This window comes from Catellatospora sp. NPDC049609, from assembly GCF_040675365.1.
Lineage (GTDB): Bacteria > Actinomycetota > Actinomycetes > Mycobacteriales > Micromonosporaceae > Catellatospora.
Window position 1 is genome coordinate 1 of record NZ_JBFAOU010000200.1, and the last position, 13595, is coordinate 13595.

Annotated in this window: 15 protein-coding genes and 1 pseudogene; all 16 read left to right on the forward strand. The window is 71.2% G+C overall.

The genetic code is table 11. From position 1 onward, the window contains the following. The first annotated feature begins 117 nt into the window (after positions 1-117). Positions 118-1179, forward strand: a complete 1062-nt coding sequence (locus AB0J67_RS34205) for an LCP family protein (protein WP_363488718.1) — start codon at positions 118-120, stop codon at positions 1177-1179. Positions 1180-1303: 124 nt separating this feature from the next. Next, complete coding sequence (locus tag AB0J67_RS34210; protein WP_363488720.1) at positions 1304-2581, forward strand: LCP family protein; 1278 nt, start codon at positions 1304-1306, stop codon at positions 2579-2581. A 51-nt stretch (positions 2582-2632) separates the two neighbouring features. Further along, on the forward strand, positions 2633-3850 hold the full coding sequence (locus AB0J67_RS34215) for an LCP family protein (protein WP_363488722.1): 1218 nt from the start codon (positions 2633-2635) through the stop codon (positions 3848-3850). Positions 3851-4157: 307 nt separating this feature from the next. Next, positions 4158-5117 carry an LCP family protein gene (locus tag AB0J67_RS34220; protein ID WP_363488743.1) on the forward strand — a complete coding sequence of 320 codons (960 nt, stop codon included), beginning with the start codon at positions 4158-4160 and terminating at the stop codon, positions 5115-5117. A gap of 17 nt (positions 5118-5134) precedes the next feature. Continuing rightward, positions 5135-5470 carry a rhodanese-like domain-containing protein gene (locus AB0J67_RS34225; RefSeq protein ID WP_363488724.1) on the forward strand — a complete coding sequence of 112 codons (336 nt, stop codon included), beginning with the start codon at positions 5135-5137 and terminating at the stop codon, positions 5468-5470. Between the two features lie 2 nt (positions 5471-5472). Further along, entirely contained in the window at positions 5473-6246 is a 774-nt protein-coding gene (locus AB0J67_RS34230; protein WP_363488726.1) for a glycerophosphodiester phosphodiesterase, read from the forward strand. A 61-nt stretch (positions 6247-6307) separates the two neighbouring features. Continuing rightward, complete coding sequence (locus AB0J67_RS34235) at positions 6308-7534, forward strand: HAMP domain-containing sensor histidine kinase (RefSeq protein ID WP_363488728.1); 1227 nt, start codon at positions 6308-6310, stop codon at positions 7532-7534. Continuing rightward, positions 7531-7947, forward strand: a complete 417-nt coding sequence (locus tag AB0J67_RS34240) for an ATP-binding protein (protein WP_363488729.1) — start codon at positions 7531-7533, stop codon at positions 7945-7947. Before AB0J67_RS34235 ends, AB0J67_RS34240 begins: the two co-directional genes overlap by 4 nt. Before the next feature lie 81 nt (positions 7948-8028). Then, entirely contained in the window at positions 8029-8904 is an 876-nt protein-coding gene (locus AB0J67_RS34245; RefSeq protein WP_363488731.1) for a DUF5926 family protein, read from the forward strand. 215 nt (positions 8905-9119) lie between these two features. Then, positions 9120-9851, forward strand: a complete 732-nt coding sequence (locus AB0J67_RS34250; protein ID WP_363488733.1) for an NERD domain-containing protein — start codon at positions 9120-9122, stop codon at positions 9849-9851. 11 nt (positions 9852-9862) lie between these two features. Further along, positions 9863-10291, forward strand: coding sequence for a PAS domain-containing protein (locus tag AB0J67_RS34255; RefSeq protein WP_363488735.1), 429 nt, complete (start codon positions 9863-9865; stop codon positions 10289-10291). Between the two features lie 38 nt (positions 10292-10329). Continuing rightward, positions 10330-10845 carry a hypothetical protein gene (locus tag AB0J67_RS34260; protein WP_363488737.1) on the forward strand — a complete coding sequence of 172 codons (516 nt, stop codon included), beginning with the start codon at positions 10330-10332 and terminating at the stop codon, positions 10843-10845. A 128-nt stretch (positions 10846-10973) separates the two neighbouring features. Beyond that, a complete protein-coding gene (gene pheA, locus AB0J67_RS34265; RefSeq protein WP_363488739.1) occupies positions 10974-11930 on the forward strand; it encodes a prephenate dehydratase in 957 nt (318 codons plus the stop codon). Between the two features lie 9 nt (positions 11931-11939). Beyond that, on the forward strand, positions 11940-12287 hold the full coding sequence (locus tag AB0J67_RS34270; RefSeq protein ID WP_363488745.1) for a metallopeptidase family protein: 348 nt from the start codon (positions 11940-11942) through the stop codon (positions 12285-12287). 136 nt (positions 12288-12423) lie between these two features. Beyond that, positions 12424-13161 (forward strand): AIM24 family protein, encoded by a 738-nt coding sequence (locus AB0J67_RS34275; protein ID WP_363488741.1) that lies wholly within the window; start codon positions 12424-12426, stop codon positions 13159-13161. A gap of 74 nt (positions 13162-13235) precedes the next feature. Next, positions 13236-13595: pseudogene (locus AB0J67_RS34280) on the forward strand (hypothetical protein); the annotation flags it as partial.

Here is a 13595-nt window from a genome sequence, read left to right on the forward strand (position 1 = left end):
GCCTGAAACCGGGGCGGTCGGTCAGGTCGGCTACCGCAGCGACCCGGCGTTGTCCGCCGGGGTGCGGGGTCAGTGTGACGGAACGGGCGCCGCGGCGGGCGGGGCGGCTCGGCGCGGGTGCCGGTCGGCGGCGCCGGCAGCACGTACGGCACGCCGAAGCGCAAGATCCAGCCCAAGTGGGGCCGGATCGGGCTGGTCGCGGTCATCGCGCTGGCCCTGTGCGCGGGCCTCGGCCTGGGCGGCGGCTGGATCTACGCCAAGATCGTCGAGGGCAACCTCAACCGCAACGACCCGTTCTCGGCGCTGACCGGCGGCCGGCCGCCCAAGACGGTCTCCGGCGCGATGAACATCCTGCTGGTCGGCAGCGACTCGCGGGACCCGGACGCGCCCACCGACCAGGGCGGCGAGTGGCGCACCGACACCATGATCATCATGCACATCCCGTCCACGCAGGACCGGGCGTACCTGATCTCGCTGCCGCGCGACCTGCACGTGTACATCCCGAAGGAGGCGTCGGCGACCGACTGCGGCACCCGCAAGGCGAAGCTGAACGCCGCGTACGCCTTCGGCGGCCTCCCGCTGCTGGTGAAGACGATCGAGTGCTACTCGTCGGTGCGGATGGACCACGTCGCGCTCATCGACTTCGGCGGCTTCAAGGAGGTGGTCGACGCCCTCGGCGGCGTCGACATGAAGATCGAGAAGACGATCACCTCGATCCACAAGCCGAAGCGCACCTTCACCAAGGGCACCATGCACCTCAGCGGGGAGGAGGCGCTGGACTACGCCCGCCAGCGCAAGCAGTTCCCGGACGGCGACTTCGCCCGCATGCGTCACCAGCAGCAGCTACTCAAGGCGATGCTGGACAAGGCCGCCAGCGGCGGCACCCTGACCAACCCCGGCAAGCTGCACGGCTTCCTGGAGGCGATCACCGGCGCGGTCACCGTCGACCAGGACTTCAGCCTGGTCGACATGGCGCTCCAGTTCAAGGGCATCCGCAGCGAGAACCTGACCTTCCTGACCAACCCGCACCTGGGCAGCCAGATGGTCAACGGGGAGAGCGTCGTGGTCTCCGACCGGGAGAAGGCCGTCGCCCTCTACGAGGCGGTCAACAAGGACGCCATGAAGCAGTGGTACGAGGTCAACGTCAGCCCTCCGCCATCACCCAAAGCGAATAATTAGCGGCGAAGATATCTCTCAAATCGGGTCAATTGCATCCGATCTGGTCTATGCAGCCTCGCGGGTACGTAGACCGAGCCATTACAGTGGCTCGGTCTACGACTGACTCAGACCCCCGGGGGTAAGCGTGGCGAACAAGTCGCGGCGAGGCGGTGCCAAGAACACCGTGCCCAGCCAGCGGAGCCGTCGGCCTGCCGCCGACCCCTACGGTGACGAGTACGACGCCTACGACGAGCCCGCCCCCCGCAAGGCCGGCCACTCCCTGAAGAAGGGCAACGGCAAGAGCAAGGGCAAGGGCAGGAAGAAGTCGGCGGGCAAGCGGGAGAAGTCCCCGCTCTGGGCGAAGCTGACCCTGACCTTCGGCGCGCTGCTGATGATGGTCGCCGGCGGCGCGATCGTCGGCATCCAGTCCGTCGTCGGCAACGTCGAGGACCAGGTGCAGGTGGTCAACGTCCTGGACGACGGCGAGGCGAACAGCGGCCCGAAGGGCAACGACCTCACCGGCCCGATCAACATGCTGCTGCTGGGCATCGACGTGCGCGCGACGCAGGAGAAGAACAACGCCCGCGCCGACACGGTCATCCTGCTGCACATCCCGGCCACGCACGACCAGGCGTACCTGATGTCGATCCCGCGCGACACGATGGTCGACATCCCGCGCAACACCAAGAGCAAGTACAACGGCGGCAAGGACCGGATCAACGCGGCCTTCTTCCACGGCGCGCAGAACGGCGGCGGCTGGGGCGGCGGCCTGAGCCTCACCGCGAAGACCGTCACCAACCTGACCGGCATCAACTTCAACGGCGCCGCGGTGATCGACTTCGGCGGCTTCAAGAAGGTCATCGACGCGCTGGGCACGATCAACATCTGCGTCGAGGCGGAGACCGAGTCGCTGCACCACTACTACGTCGACGGCAAGGTCACGTACGTCAACGAGGACGAGGCCGCGCGCCGCGGGCTCAAGGCGTACAAGCACAAGAAGGGCTGCCGCGAGATGCCGGGCTGGGAGGCCCTGGACTACTCGCGCATCCGCAAGTCGCTCGACGACGGCGACTACGGCCGCCAGCGCCACCAGCAGCAGCTGATCAAGGCGATGGCCAAGAAGGCCGGCTCCAGCGGCGTGCTCACCGACGTCGGCAAGATCAATGATGTGCTGAAGGCCGTCGGCGAGTCCATGATCCTCGACACCCACGGCACCCCGCTCATCGACTTCCTGTTCACGCTCAAGGACCTGGCCAGTGCCGACCTGGTCCTGCTGAAGACGAACGCCGGCTGGTTCAACAGCACCGGGTCCGGCGGCGAGCAGCTCAGCGAGGGCACGATGGACATGTTCCGGGCCACCAAGAACGACCAGCTCGGCGCGTTCACACTGCTCAACCCGCAGTTCGTCAACAGGGAGAAGTAGCACCGCACCACCGCACCCGCGGCCTTACCGCGCTCGGACCTGGGGAGTCACGTGGCGAAGCGCTCGACGCTGGACAGAAGCGAGCAACAGGGCGCGGTGCCGCGCCAGCGGTCCCGGCGCGCGGACGGCACCGGGACGCGCAAGAAGAAGCGCAGGCGCGGGGCGCCCGTCTGGGCGACGCTCCTGCTGACCTTCGGCGCGCTGCTGATGATGGTGTCAGGCGGTGCGCTGATCGCGATGCGCTCGGTCATCGGCGACCTGGAGGGCAGCATCCAGGTCGCGGAGCCGGGCATCCTCGAGGAGGATCCCGCCGCGACCGCCGCCCCGGCGGGCGGAGCGGCGCTCGACGGCGCGTTCAACATCCTGCTGCTCGGCATCGACACGCGCACCAACCAGGATCCGAACAACGCCCGGTCCGACACGATCATGATCATGCACGTGTCCGCGGCGCACGACCAGGCATACCTGATGTCGCTGCCGCGGGACCTGCTGGTGGAGATCCCCGAGTTCAAGAAGTCGAAGTACTCGGGCAACAGGGAAGACCTGATCAACGCCGCCTTCTACCACGGCGCGCAGAACGGCGCCGGGCGCTCCGGCGGCCTGGAACTCGCCGCGAAGACGATCACCAAGCTGACGAAGATCCAGTTCAAGGCCGCCGCGGTCATCGACTTCGCCGGGTTCCGGACCATCATCGACGCGCTCGGCACGGTCAACATCTGCGTGGACGGCGACGCCGACTCCCTGCACCACTACTACGTCGACGGCAAGGTGACCTACGTCAACGAGGATGAGGCGAAGCGGCGCAACCTCAAGCCGTACAAGCACAAGAAGGGCTGCCGCGAGATGCCGGGCTGGGAGGCCCTGGACTACTCGCGCATCCGCTACTCCCTCACGGACGGCGACTACGGCCGCCAGCGCCACCAGCAGCAGCTGATCAAGGCGATGGCCAAGAAGGCCGGCTCGGCCGGGGTGCTCACCGACTTCGGCAAGGTCCAGCAGCTGATCGACGCCGTCGGCAAGTCGCTGCTGATCAGCAAGCCCAGCGGGATGAGCGTGACCGACTTCCTCTTCGCGCTGAAGGACGTGGCCTCGGCCGACCTGGTGCTGCTCAAGACCAACGCCGGCTCCTTCGAGAGCGTCTACAACGGCAGCGACTACCTGGGCGAGCGGCTGAACAAGACCTCCGAGGACATGTTCCGCGCCGCCCAACAAGACAAACTGGGCAACTTCGTGCTACTCAACCCACAAGTGGTCAACAAAGAGAAGTAGTTTCCGATTCGCGGGTTCCCGGGGTGGGTGCTCCATACCCTGAAAGTGAGGATCTCTCACTCCGGGAGGCGGCGTGGGCAGCACCGCATGGCGCCCCGGCAGAGGCGGAGCGCGCAGGGGGCGGACCAGGGCCGGCGGCCTCGGCTGGCCGTCGCCCACGGCAACCGCCCACCGCGACTCCCCGCCCCGCTCGGGACTCGGCTGGCCGGAGGCACAGCGCCTGATCCGAGCGGTCCGCCCGGGGGCGCCCGCGCCCCGGCGCGGCCGGCACTGGCACCGCATCGTCGCCGCCGTCATCGTCGGCCTGGTGCTGCTCGCCGGGGGAGCGCTGGTCGGCGGCCGCGCCCTGGTCGACCGGTACGAGTCCAGCGTCGGCCGCGACGTGCTGCTCGACCCGAGCGCGCGCGACCTGACCGACCACGTGGGCTGGCGGCGCCTGTCCGGCCCGCTCAACTACCTGCTCATCGGATCCGACCTGCGGGCCGCCAACCCGGACGCCGGGCAGCGCTCGGACAGCATCCTCGTCGTGCAGGTCGACCGGGACCTCCAGCACGCGTACGTGATCTCCATACCCCGCGACCTGCGGGTAGAACTCCCGCAGCCGGGGGCGCCGCTGGGCGGGACCCGGCAGCAGCGCATCAACGCGGCGTTCCAGCTCGGCGGGGGCGGCAGCGGCGGCGTGCAGCTGCTGTCGGCGACGCTGACCGGGCTGACCGGCATGCGGTTCGACGGCGCCGCCGTGGTCGACTTCGGCGGGTTCAAGCAGGTCATCGACTCGCTCGGCGGGGTCACCATGTGCGTCGACACCGAGATCCGGTCGATCCACACCAAGCGCCTGTTCCCCGTCGGCTGCCGGGTGATGAACGGGGCCGAGGCGCTGGACTACTCCCGGCAGCGCTACGGGCTGCCCGACGGGGACTACGACCGGCAGCGCCACCAGCAGCAGCTGCTGAAGGCGATCCTGACCAAGGCGCTGGAGAGCGGGGTCACCCGCAACCCGATCAAGCTGGACCAGTTCATCCGCGGCATCGGGCGGTCGCTGACCGTGGACACCGGCGAGGCGACGCTGACCGACCTGGTCGTCGCGCTGCGCAACATCCGGCCCGAGTCGCTCACCGGGGTCCGGGTGCCCTCGCGCCCGCAGAACATCGGCGGCGTGTCGTACGTCCTGCTCGAACCGGCGGCCGACAGCCTGTTCCAGGCGCTGCGCGACGCCGACCTGGCCTCCTGGGTGCGGGCGCATCCGGAGTGGGTCAACGCGATCTGACCTCTACACTTGCAGGCGTGTTCGCTGCGCAGATCCCCACCGCCACCGTCGCCGAGGTGCCCGCCGGCGCCTACCTGCTCGACGTCCGCGAGGACGACGAGTGGGCCGCGGGCCACGCCCCCGACGCCGTCCACCTGCCCATGATGCAGATCCCGGTCCGCATGGCCGAGGTCCCGCAGGACCGCGAGGTGTACGTGGTGTGCCGGGTGGGCGGCCGCTCCGGCCAGGTCGTGGCCTACCTGCGCCAGCAGGGCTGGGACAACGTCACCAATGTCGACGGCGGCATGACGGGCTGGGCCGCGGCCGGCCGTCCGGTCGTCGCCGACGAGGGCCGGCAGCCGCAGATCATCTAGTCATGGTCCGCACCCCCGAGCCGTCGCCGCTGGTCTTCGCCCATCGCGGCTCCTCCGCCGCGCTCCCCGAGCACACGCTGGAGGCGTACGCCCGCGCGCTGCGGGAGGGCGCCGACGGGATCGAGTGCGACGTCCGGCTCACCCGCGACGGTCACCTGGTCTGCATGCACGACCGGCGCGTCGACCGGGTCAGCGACGCGCGCGGGCCGGTCGCGGCGTACACCCTGGCGCAGCTGCGGGCCTTCGACTTCGGGTCCTGGCATCCGGGCGGCGCGCCGGCCGGCGTGCTGACGCTGGACGAGCTGCTCGACACCGCGCGCCAGGCGGGCCGCCCGGTGCGCATGCTGATCGAGACCAAGCACCCCAACCGGTACGGCAAGGCGGTGGAGTACCGGCTGCGCGCGCTGCTCAACCGGCACGGCCTGAGCTCGGCCCAGCCGTCGTCGGCGGTGCGGGTGACGGTGATGTCGTTCTCGCCGCTGGCCGTGCGCCGCTCCCGCGAGCTGCTGCCCGCGCTGCCCACGGTGCAGCTGATGGACCTGCTGCCGCCAGGCCTGCGGGTGCGGCGGCTGCCGTTCGGCACCCGGATCGCCGGACCGGGCCTGGAGCTGGTGCGCCGCCGGCCCGATCTGGTGCGCCGCCTCAAGGCCGGCGGCCAGCAGGTGTACGTCTGGACGGTGAACTCCACCGACGACGTCGACCTGGTGGTGAAGCTCGGTGTCGACGGCATCATCACGGACCGTCCGGCTGAGGTGCTCACCCACCTGGGTCGTTGAATCATCACCGACCGGCCACAAAGCCTGGCGCGGATTGCCTCCGGCAGGCAGGATCCTGCGTGTGGAGGTGGCCTACCGCGAGCTGACGCTGGGTATCGCCGCGCTGTTCAGCGACCCGGTGACGGCGCGCGGCGGGCTGCCCGCCCTGGACCGGCTGCTGCACCTGGGCCAGTACGCGCTGGGCGCGCCGGGGATGGCCATCGCCGAGCTGAACGAGTCCGGCTCCGGGCGGGTCATCGCGGCCACCGGGACCGCCGACTGGTCGCTCGGCCGCCCCGTGCAGCCGTACGTGGTGGCCGCCGCCTGCCGCCCCGGCCCGCCGACCTACCGCATCGAGCTGGGCGCGATCGACGACGAGTCCTCCGACCAGATGGCCTCCCTCGGCAGCCGCTGGATCCTGCTGCACCGCATCGACGTCAACGGCGCCCCGGTGGCGCTGCTCGGCGCGTTCGTCGCCGAGGACCGCCCCGCCGACCCCGACGAGCTGGCCGTCATGGCCCTGCTGGGCGCGACCGTGGGGCGCCTGTACGCCGAGCGGGCGGGCCTGCCGGTGCAGAGCCTGGGCAACGCGGGCGAGCTGGCCGACCGCGAGCTGTTCATCGCGGTGACCAGCCACGAGCTGCGCACCCCGGTCACCGTGATCAAGGGGTACGCCGACACGCTGCGCGACCACTGGAGCCAGCTCGATGAGAAGGCACGGCGGGACGCGGCCCGGGTGATCGGCCAGCGCAGCGACGAGCTGGCCCGCCTGGTCGACCGGCTGCTGGCGGCGAGCACCGACAGCGCCGCGGGCACCCTGTCGCTCGGCCCGTTCGACCTGGTGGAGTCGCTGCGGCAGGCGGCCGCGAACCTGCCCGCCGACCTGCGCCGCAGGATCCGGCTGGAGCTGCCCGAGCGGATGCCGCTGGCCTACGGCGACCGCACCACCATCCCGAACGTGCTGACCGAGCTGGCCACCAACGCCGACAAGTACTCGGGGCGCGACGAGCCGGTCGTGCTCACCGCCGGCAACGACCGGCGCACGGTGCTGTTCCAGGTACTCGATCGGGGGATCGGGATCGCTCCTGAGCAGGTGCACCGGGTGTTCGACCGGTTCTGGCAGGCGGACAGCGGCGACGGACGGCGGTACGGTGGTGCCGGTCTGGGTCTTTATCTCGTCCGAAAGACTATTGAGCGACAAAACGGTTGGGTGTCCTTACGTCCCCGGGATGGGGGAGGTACGGTCGCAGAGGTACGCCTGCCGCGAGGTGACGTGAAGAGGGATGCACCCGCATCCGGGGAGGCATGATCGTGTCGATGGCTGTCGCTGAGCGGGCCTGGTGCGTGGTGGTGCCCCACCATGCCCGTGGCGCACAGCAGGCGCGGCACCGGCTCGCCGCCGCCCTCGCGGACGCCGTCGACGCCACCCTCCTGTCCGACGTGGTCTCCGTCGCCGCCGAGCTGATCGGCAACGCGGTGCGGCACGCCGAGCCGCTGCCCGGCGGGGTGGTCCGGCTGGCCTGGCGGCTGCGTACGGTCGACTCCCGGCACGTCATCGAGGTGCGGGTGACCGACGGCGGCGCCAACGGGCTGCCCCGGCCGCGCGCCGCCGGCGCCGAGGACCCGGACGGCCGCGGCCTCACCATCGTCGACGCGCTCGCCGTCCGCTGGGGTGTCGAGCGGGACGGTCTCGGGCAGAGCGTCTGGGCGGAACTAAGCTGACCCGCGTCACCGAGCGCAGCGCGCGCCCGGCGAGGCCGGCGTGCCTCCGGGTGGCCGCTGCGGGCGAAGCGAGGAGTTGTCGTGAGCAAGAAGAACCGGCTCGACAAGAAGCAGCCGAAGCAGCCGAAGGTCCGCGATGTCTTCGTGGCCCGGCCGTTCGACGGCCTGGCCGCCGAGACGGAGTTCGTGGCCCTGCGCGAGCTGGTGCCCGCGGCGACCGCGCCGCTGAAGCTGTCCCCCGAGTACGCGGAGAAGTACGGCGACCGCGTCATCACGCTGGCCACCATCCTGCCGATGGCCTGGCCCGCGCTGACCAAGCCGGACGGCCGCGTGCTGCTCGGGCTGCAGCGGCACGAGCGCTCCGGCGACGTCAACCGCGACCTCGCGGTGGCGCTGCTGTCGGCGCTGGAGGGCGAGCCCGGCGCGCCGGTGAACGTGCCCCCGCTGCCGGGCGAGGGCCCGCGCCTGGGCGAGATCCTGGTGGACGCGCCGCTGGAGGTCACCGTGCATGACGGCTTCGACTTCTGGCTCGACCCCGATCAGGAGCGCGACGCCGAGGTCAGCGCGTCGCTGGAGGCGGCCAACGCCTCGGTCTACCCGACGGTGCGGATGTCGTCGGCCGAGTCGGCGTACTGGTGCCGGGTGCCGGAGAAGTCGCACGTGCGGTGGGTGCTGCCGGACAGCGAGGACGTCGCGCTGAACGCCCTTTCCCGGCTGTCCGCCGCGGGCGAGCTGAAGCTGACGGAGGAGACGAAGTTCGCGGGCATGTTCCGCGCGCACGGCCTGCTGGTGCCGGTGTGGGACCTGCCCGAGGCGGCCGAGGCCGCCGCCTGGGAGGAGTCGCTGGCCGCGGTCGCCGCCCGGTACGCCGCGGCGAAGGCGGCCGACGAACCGCTCACGCCGGAGCAGCGCCGCGCCCGCCAGGGCCTGCTCGGACGTCAGCTCACCCTGCGCTGACCGGCGGCTTCACGTACGGATGAGGGGGCGTGAGAATCACGCCTCCTCATCGCGGTAGATCTCCCGCGTGAACACTTGGGGAATGAAGTTGAATCGGACATTCATCGATTCATTCGCGCACATGTCCGATTTTGTCCCCTGACACATCGACAGACGGTCACGTACGGTAAGTGCCACCTAACTCAATGCGTGTCGTTCCACCCCGGAGGCACCCCATGACCGTCTACCCCGAGCGCGCGCCCTTCCTGCGCCCGACTTTCGGACGCTCCCCCAGCCTGCCGGTGCCGTCAGGACCAGACACCGCCCCGCCCTCCGCCTCCCCCGCGGACTGGGCCCGCCGCCGCCGCGCCGAGCGCGGCCTGCGCCGCATGTCCGCCGCCGAGGACCGCGCGGTGCACCGTCTCGGCCGGGACTGGCACGTCATCGAGTGGCCCAACGCTCTGATCACCGGCCAGACGACCGCCCCGGGCGGCAGGCCGCAGCAGCCCGGCGCCGGGTTCCTCGCCATCGGCCCCGGCGGCCTGTTCAGCATCTCGATCGCGCAGCACGGGCGCAGCCGGGTGCTGATCGCGGGCGACGTGGTGCAGATCAGCGGCCGGCGCCCGCCGTACATCTCGCAGGCCCGGCGCGACGCCAAGCGCGTGTCCAAGGCGATCTCCGCGGCCATCGGCCAGGACATCAAGGTCTTCGCGGTGCTGGCGTTCGTCGGCAGTGGACCGATCAGCGTCAACGGCCTGCCCAAGGAGTGCATCGTCACGTCGTACCGGGAGCTCGACAAGGTGCTCGACTCGACCGGCCGGCGGCTGTCCGGAGCCACCGCCGAAAAACTTTCGATGGTGGCCCGCAACCCCGCGATCTGGGTCAACCGGCCGTACCCTGGTACGTCCGGTTACACCTGGCATCCGGAGGGCGCCGCCCCCGGTGACAAGGGCACTGCACGCGGGTAACGTGAGCAGCGATGACCCACATCGAGCTCTCCCTCTCCCCGCTGGAGCCGATCGCCGTCGACCCGCTGCACAGCTGGTCCGCCCCGGTTACCACGGCTGAGGAGTCGTGTGTGGTCATCGACGCCGACGGAGTCATCATCGCCGCCTCCACGGCGTGGACCAGGCTGCTCGCGCTGCAGTCGGCGAGCGAGCTGACCGGCAGCCACGTCCTCGACGTCCTGTGTCTGATCGACTTCACCGCCGCCGGCAACGAGCTCGGCGAAGCAGAGCGCGAGCAGATCCCCCCGCTGCTCGCGCTCACCTCCAAGCGCCCCGCCCGCGGGCTGCTGCGCGTCCGCGCCGCGGAGGGCGGCAGCAGCCGGACGCTTGACGCGGTCGCCACCCCGCTGTGGCAGAGCGGTCAGGTCGTCGGCTCGCTGAGCTTCTTCGCGGCGGTGTGACCGGCGGTGGCAGCGCGGGCGAGCTAACCTCGTTCCCCATGCCCCTCCGTCCGATGCGACCGTCCTACCCGGCGGCACTGGCCGCCGTGTGCCTGGCGGGTGCCGCGCTGCTCAGCGGATGCGGAGTCCCGCCGGAGTTGCAGCCCACGCCCGGCGGCGTCGTCCCGCAGCCGTCCGTCTCACCCGTCCCGGCCAGCCTGCCGCCGAGCTTCACCCTGCCCACCCTGTCCGCCCCGCCGTCCGGGCGCGCCCCCTTCAACGAGGCGGTCGCGACCGCCTGCCTCGGCCAGCCCAGCGCCGACCAGGTCATCGCCGCAGTGCGCAAGAAGACCTCGATCCTGCCCGGGACCGGCAACGTCACCGTGGTGCAGCAACCCATGTGCGCCGGGACCTGGCAGTACACCATCGTCTCGATCACGGACCGCGAGCCGCTGCAGATCGTCACCAAGGGCGCCCCGACCGCCCTCCAGGTGGTCACCGCGGGCACCGACATCTGCACGATCGAGGTCCGCCACTTCGCCCCGCCCGGCATCCGCATCGCGGCCGCCTGCTAGGGGACCGGCGCAGCCGATCGCACCCGCCGGAAGCGGAGTCCGCGCACCGGACGAGCGACCGGCGGGTGAGCGAGGCCGGATGCCGCGCGAGCGGAGCGGGCGCCGGCGGTGGAGCTAGGCTGATTTCCATGCCTGGAGTCCCGCCCACCCGCTTCGTCTACCTCGGCCCCGAGAGCACCTTCGCCGAGCAGGCGCTGCTCACCATCCCGGCCGCCGAGCGGGGCATCCGCACCCCGGCGCGCAGCGTGCCCGAGGCGCTGGAGGCCGTGCGCCACGGCGACGCCGACGCGGCGCTGGTGCCGTGGGAGAACTCGATCGGCGGCGCGGTCGGGGTGACCTTCGACGAGCTGGTCGACGGCGAACCGCTGGTGATCACCCGCGAGGTGGTGATCCCGGTGGAGTTCGTGCTGGCCGCGCGCGGCGGCACGACGCTGGACCGGGTGCGCTCGATCGCCGCGCACCCGCAGGCGTCCACCCAGTGCCGCGCCTGGCTGCGGGCGTACGCGCCGGACGCGATCGTGGTCGACGTGCTCTCCAACGGCGCCGCCGCGGCGGGGGTGTCGGCCGGGGAGTACGACGCCGCGATCTGCGCCCCCATCGCCATCCAGCGCTTCGGGCTGTACCAGCTCGCCGACAAGATCTCCGACCACCCGGACGCCGCGACCCGGTTCGTGCTGCTGTCGCGCCCCGGGCCGCCGCCCGAGCCGACCGGCAACGACGTCACCTCACTCGCCGTGTGGATCTCGCACGACCGGGTGGGCGCGCTGCTCGCCGTGCTGACCGAGCTGGCCGTGCGCGGGGTCAACCTCACCCGCATCGAGTCGCGGCCCACCGGCGAGCGCCTCGGCCGGTACGTCTTCTTCCTCGACTGCACCGGGCACGTCGCCGAGGCCCGGGTCGGCGAGGCGCTGCAGGGCCTGCGCCGGATCTGCGCGGCGGTGCGCTTCCTCGGCTCGTACCCCCGGGCGGGCCTGCCCGGCGGGCCGCCGGAGCAGCCGGTGCCGCCGCCCGCCGGGCTGTCCGACCCGGACTACACCGACGCGGCCGCCTGGGTCGGCCGGTTGCGCCGCGGCGAGCTGTCCTGACCCATGCCGGTGGAGATGAGCCGGGAGCGGTTCGAGGAGCTGGTCGCCGACGCCCTCGACGAGGTCCCGCAGGAGCTGCTCGACCTCATGCGCAACGTCGTCATCCTGGTGGAGGACGAGTCGCCGTCCGGTGAGCCCGAGCTGCTCGGCCTCTACGAGGGGTACGCGCTCACCGCGCGCGGCTGGGACTACGCCGGGGTGCTGCCGGACCGGATCACCATCTACCGCAACCCGATCCTGCGCATATGCGACACCGATGAGGACGTCGTCGAGGAGGTCGCGGTCACCGTGGTGCACGAGATCGCCCACCACTTCGGCATCGACGACGACCGCCTGCACGATCTCGGCTGGGGATGAGCGCGGGCGCACCCCCGGGATGCCCCCGATCTTCACCCTGACGTTCGCGGTTGAGTCACCAACGCGACGTTGTTTCTTGTGCAGGTCATCTACGCTCGGAGCGTTTCTCCACCCCCGTTTACTGGAGGATGACTACATGCAGAGCGCACTCTTCGCTGCCGAGAACCTGGAGAAGGAGTCCGCCACTCCCGGTCTGACGCTGCAGAACTCGAAGATGCTGAAGATCGAGCTCAACGGCGAGGTCATGGCACGCACCGGCGCGATGGTTGCCTACCAGGGGCAGGTGCAGTTCCAGGCGCTCGGCTCGGGTGGCGCGGCCAAGTGGCTCAAGAGCAAGCTCACCGGTGAGGGCGTGCCGCTGATGAAGCTGTCCGGCCGGGGTGACGTGTTCCTCGCCGACCGGGCCTCCGACGTGCACCTGATCGACCTGGGCCCGGGCGACCACCTGAGCGTCAACGGCACGAACGTGCTGGCCTTCGAGTCGACCCTGAACTACGACATCAAGATGGTCCAGGGCATGGGCATGTTCTCCGCGGCCGGCCTGTTCAACTGCGTCTTCTCGGGCCAGGGCCGCATCGCCATCACCACCAAGGGCACGCCCGTGGTGCTGACGGTGGACCAGCCCACCTACGCCGACCCGCAGGCCGCGATCTGCTGGTCGGCCAGCCTGCAGACCGGCTACCACCGCGCCGAGCAGCTCGGCATCGGCACGCTGCTGGGCCGCAGCACCGGTGAGGCCTTCACGATGAGCTTCCAGGGCCAGGGCTTCGTCGTGGTCCAGCCGTCCGAGGAGCCCCCGGCGGGCATCGCGGGCGGCACCGCCGGCAACCAGCAGCAGGGCGGCGGCCTGCTGGGCGGCCTGCTCAACGGCTGATCGCACCACCGGAGAGCAGGTTCCCTCCTCGCGGAGGGGGCCTGCTCTTCGCATGCGCATGGCATGATGCGGCCATGTCCTCCGAACCGGACGTGGTGGAGTTCGGCCCCGCGCCCGCACCCGCGGCACGACGCAGCGGGTCGCGGTGGCACACGGTCGTGACCGACCGCCGGCTGAGCCCGGCCCTCGCCGCGATCGGCGGCACGGCCGCGGTCGCCTCGCTGTTCACCGAGTGGCAGACCATCGGCACCGTGCCGGGTGACGCGCCGCAGGAAGGTTACATCCTCCGCATCCCCTCACTGGTCAACACGGTGTGGTCGGTGCCGGTGGGCCCGGTCTACCTCATCGGGATGATGCTGCTGGCGGCCGCGGCCGCGGCGGCGCTGCTCGGCCCGCCGCCGGCCCGCGCCGCCGCCGAGGCGTGGCTGCTGCGG

What these genes read in the sequence shown, in the direction of transcription:
- AB0J67_RS34260 (WP_363488737.1), top strand. Translation starts at nt 10,330, where the DNA reads ATGCCCCTCCGTCCGATGCGACCGTCCTACCCGGCGGCACTGGCCGCC.
- AB0J67_RS34230 (WP_363488726.1), top strand. Translation starts at nt 5,473, where the DNA reads ATGGTCCGCACCCCCGAGCCGTCGCCGCTGGTCTTCGCCCATCGCGGC.
- AB0J67_RS34275 (WP_363488741.1), top strand. Translation starts at nt 12,424, where the DNA reads ATGCAGAGCGCACTCTTCGCTGCCGAGAACCTGGAGAAGGAGTCCGCC.
- AB0J67_RS34255 (WP_363488735.1), top strand. Translation starts at nt 9,863, where the DNA reads ATGACCCACATCGAGCTCTCCCTCTCCCCGCTGGAGCCGATCGCCGTC.
- AB0J67_RS34240 (WP_363488729.1), top strand. Translation starts at nt 7,531, where the DNA reads ATGATCGTGTCGATGGCTGTCGCTGAGCGGGCCTGGTGCGTGGTGGTG.
- pheA (WP_363488739.1), top strand. Translation starts at nt 10,974, where the DNA reads ATGCCTGGAGTCCCGCCCACCCGCTTCGTCTACCTCGGCCCCGAGAGC.
- AB0J67_RS34250 (WP_363488733.1), top strand. Translation starts at nt 9,120, where the DNA reads ATGACCGTCTACCCCGAGCGCGCGCCCTTCCTGCGCCCGACTTTCGGA.